Origin of the sequence: Levilactobacillus lanxiensis, assembly GCF_016861655.1 — a bacterium.
Classification (GTDB): domain Bacteria; phylum Bacillota; class Bacilli; order Lactobacillales; family Lactobacillaceae; genus Levilactobacillus; species Levilactobacillus lanxiensis.
The window spans coordinates 235,204-249,975 of record NZ_BOLN01000002.1; the positions used below are offsets into that span (position 1 = coordinate 235,204).

General features: G+C 52.5%; 16 protein-coding genes. 7 read left to right on the forward strand and 9 right to left on the reverse strand.

Annotated features, from left to right (window positions below; translation table 11 throughout):
- The first annotated feature begins 639 nt into the window (after positions 1-639).
- Entirely contained in the window at positions 640-1,491 is an 852-nt protein-coding gene (locus JUF22_RS03065; protein ID WP_203643189.1) for a quinate/shikimate dehydrogenase, read from the forward strand.
- A 14-nt stretch (positions 1,492-1,505) separates the two neighbouring features.
- Positions 1,506-2,324 carry an SDR family NAD(P)-dependent oxidoreductase gene (locus JUF22_RS03070; RefSeq protein WP_203643191.1) on the forward strand — a complete coding sequence of 273 codons (819 nt, stop codon included), beginning with the start codon at positions 1,506-1,508 and terminating at the stop codon, positions 2,322-2,324.
- A gap of 77 nt (positions 2,325-2,401) precedes the next feature.
- Here JUF22_RS03070 and JUF22_RS03075 read toward each other — a convergent pair whose 3' ends face one another.
- Entirely contained in the window at positions 2,402-2,785 is a 384-nt protein-coding gene (locus tag JUF22_RS03075; protein WP_203643193.1) for a DMT family transporter, read from the reverse strand.
- Between the two features lie 15 nt (positions 2,786-2,800).
- Positions 2,801-3,109 carry a DMT family transporter gene (locus JUF22_RS03080; RefSeq protein ID WP_020089766.1) on the reverse strand — a complete coding sequence of 103 codons (309 nt, stop codon included), beginning with the start codon at positions 3,107-3,109 and terminating at the stop codon, positions 2,801-2,803.
- 282 nt (positions 3,110-3,391) lie between these two features.
- On the opposite strand from JUF22_RS03080, the gene JUF22_RS03085 reads away from it, so the two are divergent.
- Positions 3,392-3,835 carry an ASCH domain-containing protein gene (locus tag JUF22_RS03085; RefSeq protein WP_203643195.1) on the forward strand — a complete coding sequence of 148 codons (444 nt, stop codon included), beginning with the start codon at positions 3,392-3,394 and terminating at the stop codon, positions 3,833-3,835.
- Positions 3,836-3,898: 63 nt separating this feature from the next.
- Here JUF22_RS03085 and JUF22_RS03090 read toward each other — a convergent pair whose 3' ends face one another.
- Positions 3,899-5,317, reverse strand: a complete 1,419-nt coding sequence (locus JUF22_RS03090) for an MFS transporter (protein ID WP_203643197.1) — start codon at positions 5,315-5,317, stop codon at positions 3,899-3,901.
- Positions 5,318-5,505: 188 nt separating this feature from the next.
- On the opposite strand from JUF22_RS03090, the gene JUF22_RS03095 reads away from it, so the two are divergent.
- From JUF22_RS03095 to JUF22_RS03105, 3 genes are all read left to right on the forward strand, one after another.
- On the forward strand, positions 5,506-5,679 hold the full coding sequence (locus JUF22_RS03095) for a hypothetical protein (protein ID WP_164511281.1): 174 nt from the start codon (positions 5,506-5,508) through the stop codon (positions 5,677-5,679).
- 1,005 nt (positions 5,680-6,684) lie between these two features.
- The gene (map, locus tag JUF22_RS03100) at positions 6,685-7,479 is read left to right on the forward strand and encodes a type I methionyl aminopeptidase (protein WP_125763427.1); all 795 of its coding nucleotides are present in this window, start codon (positions 6,685-6,687) and stop codon (positions 7,477-7,479) included.
- A gap of 665 nt (positions 7,480-8,144) precedes the next feature.
- Positions 8,145-8,864 carry a demethylmenaquinone methyltransferase gene (locus tag JUF22_RS03105; protein ID WP_203643199.1) on the forward strand — a complete coding sequence of 240 codons (720 nt, stop codon included), beginning with the start codon at positions 8,145-8,147 and terminating at the stop codon, positions 8,862-8,864.
- 92 nt (positions 8,865-8,956) lie between these two features.
- Here JUF22_RS03105 and JUF22_RS03110 read toward each other — a convergent pair whose 3' ends face one another.
- Positions 8,957-9,805, reverse strand: coding sequence for a helix-turn-helix domain-containing protein (locus tag JUF22_RS03110; protein ID WP_203637835.1), 849 nt, complete (start codon positions 9,803-9,805; stop codon positions 8,957-8,959).
- Positions 9,806-9,864: 59 nt separating this feature from the next.
- Positions 9,865-10,494, reverse strand: coding sequence for a DNA-3-methyladenine glycosylase (locus JUF22_RS03115; protein ID WP_203643201.1), 630 nt, complete (start codon positions 10,492-10,494; stop codon positions 9,865-9,867).
- 56 nt (positions 10,495-10,550) lie between these two features.
- Here JUF22_RS03115 and JUF22_RS03120 point away from each other — a divergent pair, with 56 nt between their 5' ends.
- Complete coding sequence (locus JUF22_RS03120; protein WP_203643203.1) at positions 10,551-10,943, forward strand: DUF488 domain-containing protein; 393 nt, start codon at positions 10,551-10,553, stop codon at positions 10,941-10,943.
- Here the strand turns inward: JUF22_RS03120 and JUF22_RS03125 are convergent.
- The 4 genes from JUF22_RS03125 to JUF22_RS03140 form a co-directional block, all read right to left on the reverse strand.
- Positions 10,897-11,568, reverse strand: a complete 672-nt coding sequence (locus tag JUF22_RS03125) for an HAD-IA family hydrolase (RefSeq protein WP_203643206.1) — start codon at positions 11,566-11,568, stop codon at positions 10,897-10,899. The two genes, JUF22_RS03120 and JUF22_RS03125, sit on opposite strands and share 47 nt — an antisense overlap.
- 200 nt (positions 11,569-11,768) lie before the next feature.
- Positions 11,769-11,945 (reverse strand): hypothetical protein, encoded by a 177-nt coding sequence (locus JUF22_RS03130; protein ID WP_203643692.1) that lies wholly within the window; start codon positions 11,943-11,945, stop codon positions 11,769-11,771.
- A gap of 156 nt (positions 11,946-12,101) precedes the next feature.
- Positions 12,102-12,560: a universal stress protein gene (locus tag JUF22_RS03135; RefSeq protein ID WP_203643208.1), complete on the reverse strand. Its 459-nt coding sequence runs from the start codon at positions 12,558-12,560 to the stop codon at positions 12,102-12,104.
- A gap of 524 nt (positions 12,561-13,084) precedes the next feature.
- Positions 13,085-14,698: a BCCT family transporter gene (locus JUF22_RS03140; protein ID WP_373300830.1), complete on the reverse strand. Its 1,614-nt coding sequence runs from the start codon at positions 14,696-14,698 to the stop codon at positions 13,085-13,087.
- Positions 14,699-14,772: the final 74 nt, after the last annotated feature.

Consider the following 14,772-nt stretch of genomic DNA (forward strand, 5'->3'; position numbering starts at 1 on the left):
CGAAGCCTGTGAAGCGGTCTTCGAACTTAGGTTTAAGCCTCACAAGAACCGTGAGTCTTAAGCCTATCCCCTGCTGTAAGGCCGGAAAATCACCGGTCTAACACCAGCGACACAGGGTTCCGCACCTGCCCGGAGTTGGCTCGGACTAGGCGATACCAACGACAACGGTTAGTCTCTTCACATTGACAATCGGCTAGTAATAGTACAGATTGACGACTAGACTTAATTTACGATTCATTTGTTCAGCATGAAATTGGCTTAACACTTACCACAATAATTGAATAGATTGATGCGCTTAAACTCATGTAAGCCGCTCAAGCTGTGTAAATTGTGCGCACGGAACCAATCGCATAAACACTATCCAGAATTGATTGAAACTAACTTGTTCCAGTCAAAACAAGGTTAGCCGCAGGGATGGTGAAAATGAGCTCAGCCGTGGGAGTTGTCTTAGCGGTTTACCGCTTAGACAACTGATATCTTTGAAACGCGCTCCCCAGCGGTTCAAAGTAAGCCTGGAGACCGCTCTTTGGCTCCAGGCGTTCGCCCACAGCGTCACGGCTCAGTTTTCACCATCCCGGAGGCGCTGCTAAAAAACTAATTAGAACTAATCCGATTTAAACTTATTTGGAGGTCTCATTTATGGAAATTGATGGACATACAAAATTAGTTGGCTTGATCGCGCATCCCGCCGGACACTCCAAGTCCCCCGCCATGCACAACGAAGCCTTTGACCAAGATGAAATCAACGCGCGCTTCCTCGCCTTTGACGTTGAACCCGACCAGCTTTCCGCTGCGGTCAACGCGTTACGTGCCTTTAAAATGCTGGGGGCCAGCGTCTCCATGCCGTTCAAGCAGGCCGTGATTCCCCTGCTAGACCACCTCGACAAGACAGCCGAACTGGTTGGAGCCGTGAACACCGTCGTCAATCACGATGGCGAGCTTACCGGTTACACGACCGATGGTATTGGTTTTGTGGAAGCCTTAAAGGACGACGGGGTCAGCCTCGCCGGACAAACCATGACACTGGCCGGCGTTGGTGGTGCCGGGACGCCCATTGCGATTCAGGCCGCACTTTCTGGACTGAAAACGCTGAACGTCTTTAACATCAACGACCCCTCGGTCAAAAACGCCCAACACATCGTCAAAATCATCAACGAGCAGACCGACTGTCACGCCACCTTCTATCCCCTAGAGGACCGCGACCAGTTTAAACAAAGCATCAGTGAGAGCGACGTTTACACCGATGCCACTGGCTTGGGAATGGGCAAGCTCATCGACAAAACGTTGGTGGACGACCCGAGTTGGTTCCATCAAGACATGACGGTCTTCGATACCGTCTACGCACCTAGCGTAACGAAGCTCATGGGCGTGGCCAACCAGGCCCACGTGGCGCACGTCATCAATGGTCAGGGCATGTTGCTCAACCAAGGTGCCGCAGCCTTTAAGCTGTGGACCGGGCAAGAGATGCCGCTGAAAGACATGTCACTTTAGAGGAGGAAATTCACATGGCAGAATGGTTAGGCTTAGAAGAAAAAGTTTGCGTCGTCACCGGTGCCGTCGGTGGCATGGGCGCTAAAATTTGTGAGGCGTTGGCCGGGCAACACGCCACGGTCGTCGCCTTGGATATGGATCAAGACAAAACGGCTGACCTGATTACCAATCTGATCAACACATACCACATCGCTGGACTGGCGGTCACCTGTGACGTCACTAAGGAAGCCAGCGTCCAGCGCGCCGTTGACCAAGTCAAGGACACCTTTGGCCACGTTGACGTCGTTATCAACACCGCGGGAATTTTAAAATTCGATCCGTTGGAAGACCTGGATTACGCCACCTGGAAACAAGTGTTAGACGTTAACCTCAACGGCTACTACTTAGTCACCCACGAATTTGGTAAATTAATGATTGAACAGAAACACGGGACCTTCGTCCACATTTCCACGGTTGCCAGCGACATCCCCGAAACTTATAGTGGCGCTTACAGTACCAGTAAGGCCGGCGTCAACATGCTGTCAAAGCAGGTCGCCGCTGAATGGGGGATGTTCGGTATCCGCAGTAACGTCCTCGAACCCTGCCTGGTCAAGACGCCAATGTCGGCGGCCTTCTACGCGGACCCCGAGGTTGAAAAGGGCCGGAAGACGTTGACCGCCAGCAAGCGGATTGGGACGACCGACGACATCGCTAACGCCATCCTCTTCCTGGCCAGCGACCGTTCCAGTTACATCAACGCAGCCGGTCTCGCCATCGACGGTGGTTTCAGCGTCATGATGCAGAATCAGATTCCCAAGCCCGGTGGCCGCCGTGGCTTTGCGGAGACTCACTAATATTTAACCAGACTAAAAGCACCGTTTCATTTCCCACTATCGGGAGACGAAACGGTGCTTTCTCTGTTTTAATTCAATTAATGACTCGAGGTCCGTGAACGTAAGCGCTGGACCCACGGACTAACTGGCCGCGGACTGCTCGCCTTGACGGGTTGATTTAATAGAACCACACCAATAATAATGGCAATAAACCCCACGACTTTAAATCCCGTCAAGACTTCACCAAACGCCCAGACGCCGATCAGGCCGGTAATGGCCGTGCCGACGCCGGCCCAGACCGCATAGCCCACGCTGAGGGGGAGCTGCCGTAAGGCTAATGAGAAACTAAAGATTGCTAGTCCGTAGAGGAACATCCCCGCAATCCCAATCCACCGATGAGTGAACCCATCTGAGAATTTCAACAAGCTTGTCCCAACAATTTCGACACCGATGGCGAATACCAACTGTAACCATGCCCGCATCGTGCAGACCCCCTTTTAGCTATTTAATAGAATCACGCCAACAACAATGGCCAATAAGCCACTGATTCGGCTGAGACTGAGCCGTTCCCGGTACACCACAACGGCCAAAATAACCGTCGCCACTGTGCCGAGACCTGCCCACATGGCATACGTCACCCCTAATGGAAGCTTTTGCATGGCGAGTGTCACCAAAATCAATGAACTAAAGTACCCCACTAACACCATGATCGAGGGTATTAAATTCCGAAACCCGTTTGCTTGCTTCAAGAAAAAGCTGCCAACAACTTCCATAAAAATACCACCGAACAATAATACGTATGCCATATCTATCACCTCGCTAAAATTTTCGCTGTGGTCCTATTCTAAAGAAACTTTAAGCAAAAGGCAATGAAAAGATACGCCTGGCTGATTACAGTTTTGTGACAAAGGGATAGCGGTCTTTAGCCATTTAGCGAAGCACCGCACCGTCAGCTTAACTTCAAAGCTGACCACCTTAAGATTGGACTAGGCCATCCACCATTTTGCCGTCATCGCTAACCAAAGTCTCCTAGACTAACCTCCCCAGATGGCGTACAGTAATCCCAATACCTATTTAGGAGGCTTCCCATGGACGTTGAAACTTTTTGGCAGCACTTCAAAGCTGCCCACCCCGAAATTACCACGACTCACCACGATACCTATGCCTTTGGCGCAACCGACGAATCCGCTGACCTGCTGGCGCACCTGATTAAAATTGGCCAGAAGACCGCGACGACCTCGGCGCTCGACCTCTATGAAGACGATGAACCGCTCCCCTTTGTGGGCGAGTACAACGTCATTTTAGACGCCCACGACCAGCCCGTTTGCATCACGCAGACCAAGGTCACCGAGGTCGTGCCCTTTGACCAAGTCACTCGGGAGCACGCCTACCACGAAGGCGAAGACGACCGCACACTGACCACGTGGCGCCGGGAACACCGCGCCTTCTTCACCGCTGCCTACCACGAGATGGGCCGCACCTTTAACGAGCAGATTCCCTGCTTCTGCGAAGTCTTTGAACGCGTCGATTAGGACATGAGAAAAGGAGTCGCCTCGCATGAAATGTGTGGGACGACTCCTCTTTTATGTCAAGAATTAAGCAGCGGCCTTAGACTTACGACCGTCACGCAACATAGCCGCGAAAATCCAACCGACCACGGCGACCGCCAGGAAGGTGGCAAAGACCGCGTGATAGCCGGCAAGGTTCGCCGCCACGTGACCCGCCGTCTTCAAATGACTGGCCGTGACGGTGGCGAGAATCAAGGTGGCCACGGCAACCCCGGTCGACCCCAGAATCTGCCGCACGGTGGTAATGACCGCCGTCCCGTGAGAGATCAACTGGTCAGGCAGGGAGTTCGCCCCCAGCGTAACCGCGGGCATCATGACGAAGGCATTGCCCCCTTCAATCAAGGTCGCCGTTAAGATCATCGCCAGTAGCGACTGTTGACCACCGACCAGTGTCAACCACAGCCAGCCCAGTACAATCATGCTCATCCCGGTCAGCATTGTGGCCTTGAACCCAATCTTATCCGCCAATTTCCCCGTAACTGGGTTTAGCAGGCTCAGCACCACGGCCCCTGGGACCAGCGCCATCCCCGAAGCAAACGGCGAGATGCCCAGCACTTCTTGGTAGTACAGCGGAAAGACAATCGTGACCACGATCAAGGCGATGTAAGATGCCCCGGTCAAGAGCACGGCCAGGTCAAAATTGACCGTCTTCAGCACGCGTAAATCCAGGAGCGGTGCGTCAACGTGAAATTGCCGGTAGACGAAGTAAGCCACCGCCAGTAAGCTGATGAACAGTAGCGCACCCATAGCCGTCCAGTTGACCGCCGTCTTCCCAATTTGGTTAACGACGTACAGGATACCAATGAAGCCGACACTGCTCAGCACGGACCAGTAGTCCAGCTTGGCCTTGTGTTGCGGCATGACGTCCTTGATGGTTTTCAACGCGACCAGGAACACAATCGTGATGATGACCATGAAGACGACGAACAGCCCCTGCCAGGTGGTGTAGCGCAACACGATACCGGAAATGATTGGGCCGACCGCTAACGCTGACCCCATGACCAATCCGGCGAAGCCCATGACACCACCCCGCTGGGCTTCCGGCGTGATCCGCAACATGACCGTCTGGTACGACGGGAACATAATGCCGACCGCCATGGCCTCCATCACCCGACCCAGCATCATCAATGGAAAGCTGGTTGCCAAATAAATGATGAACGTTCCGACGTCAAATAACGCCAGCACGCTGACAAATAAGACCGGAAAGCGGATGTTATTTAACAGCCACGGGCTAACGGGCATCATGACCACCATCACCAGCATGAAGCCGGTCGTGAGCCATTGGACCGTTGACGCTGGCACGTTGAAGTATTTCATCAACGTGGGATACGCCGTGGACAGCGACGACTGGCTGATGGACATGGTGAAGGTCCCCGCCAGCAGCGTCCAGATAAATGCTAAATGGCTGTACGCTCTTCCCTGTAAATCGATTGCCTTTTCCTGCACTTCTCTCACTCCTCTTGCTACTTTAGAAACATTATTAACTGACTTCTATCCTAGTCCTTTTCCCGCGCGCTGTAAACCAAACCCGCGACCCTTGTTGAACGAAGTTACTTATTGGGTAATTTTTGGTACAATGGGATTATTAAACGGGATGACCCGTTGCGGACTACGCAAAGAATTGAGGGCAAATAATGGACTTAGTAGCATATTTAACCGATGAAATTGATTTTCTAACGGAACAAATGAACCGGGCTAAGGATGAAAAGGACAACGCCATGAACTTCTTGTGCGATGCCCGAATCACCGAAGCCAAACGCATTTTGGAACAGGTCAACACTGGTAAGATCACCAGCTTGAAGGCCTAGTTGCCGTAACCGGACACGCCCCGCGTCCAGTTTTTCTTTTGGTTTCTTTTAGGTACGAAGCAAGGTTGCGGAAACCCGGTTTCCACCTGCGGCGGGTCAGCCCCGTTCGGTCTGGTGGGGACCGCTTCCGGCCTGAGGGACGGTCCTCCAGCTCGACTTTAAGCCACGAAAGCCCCGTGTCTCAAAGGTCGTCCCGTGCTGTAAGCTGAAAAGAACTCAGCTAACACCACCGACACCAGCCTCCGGGACTGCCCGCCTCCGGTTCCAACAGATTGTCCGCTGACCTAGCATGCGCTAAAAGATTTGGTCGTTGTCACTTCGATTGGTGGTGAGGCAGCATTGTCTACCCGTTAACGTCGGCAACTCAAAACTCCCGGTCCCAATCTATAGCCATCACACAGTTATCACATTGACAATCACAACCGACCGCGGTAAAAAAAATCTGATTGCCAACTCTATGCTACAGATTATCCGTCATGTTAGCCGCAGGGCTGGTGAAAACTGGGCCGGTCGTGGGAGTGACCAGAGACGAGCCAAGGTGCCCGGCTGTCATGGCTGGGGTTCTTTCCCAGCCTAGTTCCATGGGACAACCTTTACACCAGCTCATCACCCTACGCGTCCATCACACGGTTATCACATCGGCAACCACAACCGACCACGGTAAAAATCTGATTGACACCTCTATGCTACAGATTACCTGTCATGTCAGCCGCAGGGCTGGTGAAAATGGGCTCAGCCGTGGGAGTTGCCTTAGCGGGTTCCCCGCTTAGGCAACTGCTATCTTTGAGACTCGATCTATGAGGCTCAAAGTAAGTCTGGAGACCGTCTTTCGGCTCCAGACGTGCGCCCACAGCGTCACGGCCCATTTTCACCAGCCCGGAGGCGCTGACAACGACAAGTGAACCCGTACCAAACCAATTTCAAAAAGATTTTAACCGCATAATTCGCTGAAAAGGCGAAATTGGTGTACATTAGAAGTAGATACAAATTTTAGGAGGTAACACGTTGATAACCATTAAATCAGACCGTGAAATTGAGAAAATGGCCGAATCCGGTGCCGTTTTAGCTGGTGTCCACAAGGGCTTACGGGACATCATTAAGCCAGGTATTTCTAGCTGGGAAATTGAACGTTTTGCCAACAAGTACATTGAAGAACATGGGGCCAAGCCTTCCGAAAAGGGCTTTGAGGGCTACAAGTACGCCACCTGTGTCAGTGTGAACGATGAAGTCGCCCACGCCATCCCCCGCAAGGAATTGTTGCTTAAGGAAGGCGACATTGTGGCCGTTGACATGACCGTCAACCTGGACGGCTTTGAAAGTGATTCTTGCTGGACTTACGCTGTCGGCAAGATCAGTCCTGAAGCCCAACACCTGATGGACGTCACCAAGAAGTCCCTCTACTTGGGTATCGACCAAGCCGTTGTCGGCAACCGGATCGGTGACATTGGTCACGCCATCCAAGCCTACACGGAAGGCCAAGAACACATGGGCGACGTCCGTGAATTGATCGGCCATGGGATTCAACCAACCATGCACGAACAACCAAACGTCCCTAACTACGGGGAAGCTGGCAAGGGCCTGCGGTTACGTGCCGGCATGACCATCACCATCGAACCCATGATCAACTTGGGGACTTGGGAAATTGCCACGCGCCAAACGGCTGACAAGTCATGGGACTACTACGTCACGGCTGACGGCTCCCTGTCCGCACAATACGAACACACCCTGGTCATCACTGACGACGGTCCTAAGATTTTAACGTCACAAGACGACGCCATCGACGAAAAGTACCGGCTCTAATCAGCTAGGCTTGATCGATTAAGCTAAAAAATGAGAGTGAGGATTGGTTTCCTCACTCTTTTGTTTTACACTAAGGTCATTGCTATGTGTAGAACAAAGATAAGCTCATTAAGAACAGAATGATTGACATTACTGGGAAGGTATTTTGCCTACTTGCTTAGCTCACGTGACCAAATAAGCTGCTACAAGCCAAGCGAAAATCAAGGCCAACCGTATAAATAATCATCCACGTCACGGGCTAAACCAGTGTCAGCCGCAGGGCTGGGAAAACTGGGCCGGTCGTGGAAGTGACCAGAGGCGAGCCAAAGTACCCGGCTGTGTCGATGGCCTTGCATGTTTTACTTAGCTTACGTAGCCGTATAAGCCGCCACAAGCCAAGCGAAAATCAAGGCCAACCGTATAAATAATCATCCACGTCACGGGTCAAACCAGTGTCAGCCGCAGGGCTGGTGAAAATGGGCTCAGCCGTGGGAGTTGCCTTAGCGGGTTCCCCGCTTAGGCAACTGCTATCTTTGAGACTCGATTCTCAGAGGCTCAAAGTAAGTCTGGAGACCGCCCTTTGGCTCCAGACGTGCGCCCACAGCGTCACGGCCCATTTTCACCAGCCCGGAGGCGCTGACAAAGACAATCGTTTAACCCAAATATTAATTAGGAGGTTGGCTTGTATGGCTTTAACCAATCAGACACCCGAAGACCAGGTGCAAGACATTTTCAACCGCATCGCCCCACAGTACGACCAAATGAACAGCGTGATCAGCCTGGGAACCCACCGCATTTGGCGACAACAGGTGATGAACGCCATGACGCTGCGGCCCGGCGACTTTGCGCTCGACCTCTGTTGTGGCACGGGCGACTGGACCCTGTCCTTGGCGCAAGCCGTGGGTCCCGCCGGCCAGGTTGTGGGCTTAGACTTTAGCGACGTCATGCTGCAAGAAGCCAGCCGCAAGGTCCGCGCGGCCCACCTGAGCGACCGCATCACGCTGCGTCAGGGCGATGCCATGCACCTGCCCTACCCGGACAATAGCTTCAACGTGGTCACGATTGGCTTTGGCCTGCGCAATGTGCCGGACGCCAACCAGGTTCTCCGGGAAATGGCGCGCGTCGTCAAGCCCGGCGGCCAAGTCGTTTGCCTGGAAACGTCGCAACCCACTAATCCGGTGATTCATGCCGGCTGGCAGCTGTACTTTGGCCACGTGGTTCCCTTGATGGGCCGTTTTGCCCATCATTATCAGGCCTACAACTACCTGCAGCGCTCGACACACAAATTCGTCACGGTGACGGAATTGGCCACCATGTTTCGTACAGCTGGCCTCCAACGGGTCCACTACCACCAGTTCAATCTAGGCGCGGCGGCGGTCCATTTGGGCACGAAGCCCTACCGCTAAAATGATCACAAAAATAAGGTATTCCCATTAGCGTTGAAATAATGGGAATACCTTATTTGTTTTACTGCCTAAGCGTTTGCGGTAAAAATCACCTAGATATCAAATTTCGCAATCAGCTTCAACAGTTTCTCGTTGCTGTTCAACCGGGCAAAGGCCGCGGCATCTTGCAAGTCCTGCTTGATGGCCGCCACATCCCCGTCCTGGGCCCGCGCATTGATGGCGCGTTGGTACAGGATGCGAGCCAGGTAGTAGGTCACGTGATACCGGGCGCAGACCTGAACGCCGTAATTTAACAACTCATCGCTGGCCTTAAGGTCCCCCGTTTGGCCGTAAAACTGGCCCGTGTAGTAAATGATATTCAGGGACCGCCAAATGTTGTGATTGTTTTTAAAGGTCAGGTTGTGAATCTCACTGGCCACCTTGTTAAAGTAGAATTCGGCGCGTGTCGTGTCGCCATCCTGATCGTAGGCCACGCCCATTCCGGTGTACGCCAACAGCGAGTACATCGAGTGGTGGCCCTCGTCAAAGCGGTTTAAAATTTGTGAGAAATCATACAGTGCGTCCGCGATACTCCCGCCGTTGAGGGCCGTCACGTAACCGCGGATAAAGTAAAAGCGCATTTGAAAGTTCAGGGTGCCGCTGGCCGGATCGCCCAACTTGGCCAGGCTCTCCTGGGCAGCATCGTATTCCCCGACCAACAACTGGAATTCCGCCTGTTCCAACGCTTGGGAACGGACAGAGTCTTCATCGTGGTTGAGCGGGAAGAGGTCATTTAACGTCAGCTCGAGCCGGTCACAGAGTTGGAGCAAAATCTTGAGTGACGGCACCTTGCCGTTGCGTTCGAACTTACTGAGCGTGGCCTGGGTACAGATACCCTGCGCCAGCTGGTCCTGGGAAAGGTGGAGCCGTTTACGCGTTTCGATAAATATATCAATATTCATTACTTGTGCCATCCCTTAAAACGTTATGGACCTATTATAACAACAAATGGCCCTAACGCCTAGCTCTGCCAGCCATGATTTTCGCGGTCCCAATCCCGTTTGCGACTGCCGGAAACAAAGGGATTGCCCGCCACAATGTAGCGCAGGGGCCGGTCGTGCCAGCTTCCATCGCTGACGCCGACCCGTGACGTAGCGGTCACGTTGCGCGGCTGGCGGGTTATCGTCGGGGTAATGGTTAAATTGTTGGCACCCAACATCGTACGGTTCAGGTCCTTGGACTGCAGGCCCAATGCCGCCGTCAGCTTGCCCGGACCATTGGTCACATCCGGGATTGGCTTGTCGCGGTGTTGTTGCATCAGGTCCAGGCCCCGGTGAGGTTCAATGCCCCGAATCAGGATTCCTTGCGGCGTGCCGGCCGCCTGAGTCGCCACGTCCAGCATGTAGTAGCCCCGCAGAATGTAAATATAAATAGTCCCCGGCGCATCATACAACGCCGCGTTAGCCGCCGTGTAGCGGCCATTAAACGCGTGTGCAGCCGTGTCCTGTTCCCCGAGATAGGCCTCGGCTTCAACGATCCAGCCGCTCATGGTGCCCGCCGGCGTTTGATAAATTAATTCATGGCCCAGTAACTCTTGGGCAATCTGGGCCGTGGGCCGCCCCGTATAGAAGTCGCCTAACGAATCTGTCATGACTTTTCTCGCTTCCCTTTCGCTATGGTAGAATTGACGCATGGAGATGGTCAAATATGGCAATTAAATTGGAACGAATTTACACCAAACCCGCTGACTTAGCCGGCTATCGGATGCTGGTCGATCGACTCTGGCCCCGCGGCATTTCAAAGGTCAACGCCCAACTCGCATCCTGGGAAAAGGACATGGGGCCATCGACCGAGCTACGCAAATGGTTCAACCACGAACCAGAAAAGTTCCCGGCTTTTCAGGAAAAATACCTCGCAGAACTAACAGCCAACGCCGCGTTGCCTGACTTTTTAGACCTCGTTGCCACCCAACTGGCCACGCAGGACGTCATTTTCCTATACGGCGCCAAGGACGAAACGCACAACCAGGCCGTCATTCTCAAGGCCTTCGTGCTTAAGCGTCTGGCTGACCGAGTGCCTGCAGCACGGCTGGCAGACTAAGCGCCGCCGTACTGGGCAACTGGGCATCGGCTCCGGGTAACGGATCGGCGTTGATTGCCACCGTCAAACATCCCGCCCGCTTGGCCGACTGCACCCCAGTCACGGTGTCTTCGAACGCGACGCAGGCTGTGGCCGGTAAATCTAGCAACCGGGCCGCTGCCAAATACACATCGGGGGCCGGCTTGCTGGCCTTGAGACTGCCTGCCGGGACGATGTGTTTAAAGATATGTGTCAACTGGAGCCGTTCGATTTCGGCTGGCGCGTTGGTCGAGGCTGAGGCCAAGGCCAGTGGGTACCCGGCCGCGACGAGTTCGTTGAGAAACGCCGTGACCCCGGGTAACCGATTGGCCGGCGTCATGGCCGCCACGTACTGTCGGTACAGGTCGTTTTCGTGATCCGTAATCGTCTGCATTTCCGCCGGTGTGAACGCGCCTTGCCGGTTGGCCGAAGCCAGAATCGTTTGCAGGGAACCCAGGCGACTCATGCCGGGCAACACCTCGGCCAAGTTGGTCGTCCACGGAATGTCCAGTTCGGCCGCAATGGCCTGCCAGGACGCCAAATGATACTGCCAAGAATCGGCAATCACGCCGTGGAGGTCGAAAAGAAATCCTTGAATTTTCGCCATGCTAGTTCCCCCTAATTAGCCAATAAGATAGGTCAATTATACACCTTCGTGTCTAAAATCTTAGCGACCAATCACGGCTTTCGATTGTCCAAACCAGGAAAACTTTTCTGATAAAAAAACAAATAGAGGCATAGACCGTCATCTGTTATGACACGGCCTGTGCCTCTATATTAATACGCTTAAACCTGAGCCAATCTAGCCTAAGGTCTATCTAATCCCGCAACCACTCGTTGTTTATGGTTGGCCTCATTGGCAATGTACATCATCACTGTACGCAGCTCCTTAGAAGTCGCCTTTTCATGCAGTTCGGCGGTATTATGCTGATACTTCGCCATGATCTTTTCAGCCATTTCGGCTTGTTCATCTAAACTTTTCATATTCGTATCCTTTCTAAATGCGCCTTATCATAGGGTTCGGAAACGACCAACGAAAGATTTTAAACATCACTGACGTATTCAGCGACACTATTAACAAAAAAGAGGCTAAGTGCTAATCAGCCACTTAACCTCAAAATAATCTCATATTCAACACAATTAACGAATGACAATCACCGACACGTCGGCCTTCTTCGTCAACCGCAACCCAATGGCACCGGGCTTACCGTGACTAGCAAAGTCCACGTCGGCACCGGAGACGATTAGGTCTGGCTGGAAGTCCGGCACGATTTTTTGCAAGATTACGTCGTCCACATCGCCGCCTTCAGCGATGATGGCGCGAACTTCTTCGACACCAAACGCTGTGGCCTTCTTGGCGTAATCCTGAACAACCCGGCGCAAGTGTTCACGCTTTTCGTTCAGCTTATCCGGCATCAAAGATTCATAAATACTAATGTCATTACTTTCCAGAACGGAAGCAATTCCCAGGTGAGCACCGTAGTCCTTCGCCATGGTCATCGCAAACCGAAACGCCCGACTAGTCGATGGACGATCATCCTCATCGATTGTAATCAAAATGCGTCGGAAAAACAGCGGATCATTACTTTCATCTGCCATAATCAGTTAATTCCCTCCAATGAATGATTCGGCCCCCATTGTATCATATCTGACAATGAAACTGGGACTTAATCTTTTCATTTAATATCAGATTAGTGTGGTGATGTTACTGAAACTGGTCCTCACAGGTTCTATCGTTGGACCGTCTAAAGACCATAAAAGGCCAGGACACTAAGTCCCAGCCTCATGATACAAATTCAATTAATTTTAACTCAGTCCACCCGACCAATAATCACTCACCGACCAGCGACCCAAACTAGTGTCAGCCGCAGGGCTGGGAAAACTGGACCGGTCGTGGAAGTGACCAGAGGCGCGCCAAGGTGACCAGCTGTGTCGATGGTCTTAATAGAGCGATTTTCTCTATTTAGAGCATGGGACAACCTTTGAGACCGCTCTTTGGCTCAAAGTTGAGGTGAAAGCCCGCCCTTCGGCTGGAACCGGCCCCACAGCAGGGCACCTTGAGCGCGCCGCCGGGAACGGACGCGACCAGGCCCATTTACACCAGCCCGGAGGCAATGAAAAAGCTAGTTAGCGTGGTCTGGTGATAAGATCATTGGGCCGCGGACGGCGCGTGGTAATTCAACCGTAATCCGCCGAACAACAACGGGTTGTGGCACCACCACAGGAGCGACCTTAGGCTTAGCTGCCAGCATATGCCAAATGGAATGCAGCAGCAGGATGCAGACGAACATCAGTGGGAAACCGGCAATCGTTGACACGGTTTGCACGGTCTTGAAGCCCCCGACCATCACAATTCCGAAGGAGAAGATGATGAAGACAACCACCCAAATCATCCGGTTCCAGCGACTAGGTTCCTGCCCGTCATCCAAGTGTAAACTCGTGAAGGATGACACGATGAAGGCGGACGACGAAATCGTCGTGGCCAGGAAGATAAAACAGGAAATACAGTACAATGCCAGAATGATCATCTTAAATGGCAACGTCGCAATCACCGTGGCAACCACGGCGGCTTGACCCTGCGTGTTTAAGATGTGGACCAAGTTAACGGCCCCGGTCTGTTGAAGCCACAGGGAGTACCCACCAAAGATGGCGTAGAAACTCATGCACCCCAAGGCCCCGTACGTTAACATGCCGACTAAGACCTGACGAATCGTCCGGCCCTTAGAGATCCGGGCAATGAACAGCCCCATGACGGGCATGTAAGACAACCACCAGCCCCAGTAGAAAATAGTTTCCTGCTGAGCAGTGGCGTCCCCACCATTAGGTAACGTGTTGGTCGACATCGCGATAAACTTTTGCGCCATCAACCCAATACTGTTGGTTTCAGAATTTAAAATGTAAACCGTTGGTCCGATAATTAAAATAATGGCTAAGAGACCCAGTGCCGTCCAGATGTGGGCGGAACTTAACCGGTTGATCCCACCATTTAACCCGTGGAATACCGTGACGGCAAATAAAATAAACAGGATAATGAAGAGCTCAATTTTTAGCATCAAGTTGTCTTGAACACCTGTAAGCCGGCTCAGAACTTTGGAAATAATCGGAATTTCCATCCCGACGGATGACCCAATCCCACCCATGATTCCAAAGACGACCAGGAAGTCAACGATGTGGCGAGCCACAATCTTGCCCTTACTGTCTCCTTGCAAACTGGTGATAGCGGCACTGACCCGTTGGACCTTACCGTGCTTCACGTACAGCACGTAAGCAATCGCAATCGTGGCCGGCGCGAACATCATCCACGCCATTGGCCCCCAGTTGAATTGCCCCATCATGTGCGCTGCGCTGTAGGCGTTGCTCGAGAATGGCTTGAAGCCAAACGCCGGGTGCTGCAGGTAGCGCAGGGGATCAACGATGGACAACATCAAGATACTGGCATCAATCGCCGTTGCGAAGACCATGCTCCCCCACTGGAAGTTGCTGTAGTGGGGCTTGTCTTCAGGGTCACCTAATTTCACCTTACCAAACTTACCAAATGCCAAATACATAAAAAATAAAAAGTTGACCACGTACACCATCATATAAGCCCATGACATGCGAGTATCAATCCAATTCAAGATTGAGCTAAGGGTAGCCTGTAACTGGCCACCACCTAAAATAAATAGCAATGACGCGAGAATAAATAAAACGATGGTTGGTACGAATACTAACTTATCAATATTTTTACGCGCTAAAATAAATAATCCTCCTCATTTGTTTCCTGCGAGCCAAGCTCCCAGCGGATGGTGCCTCAATTAGATTGTACGAAAAA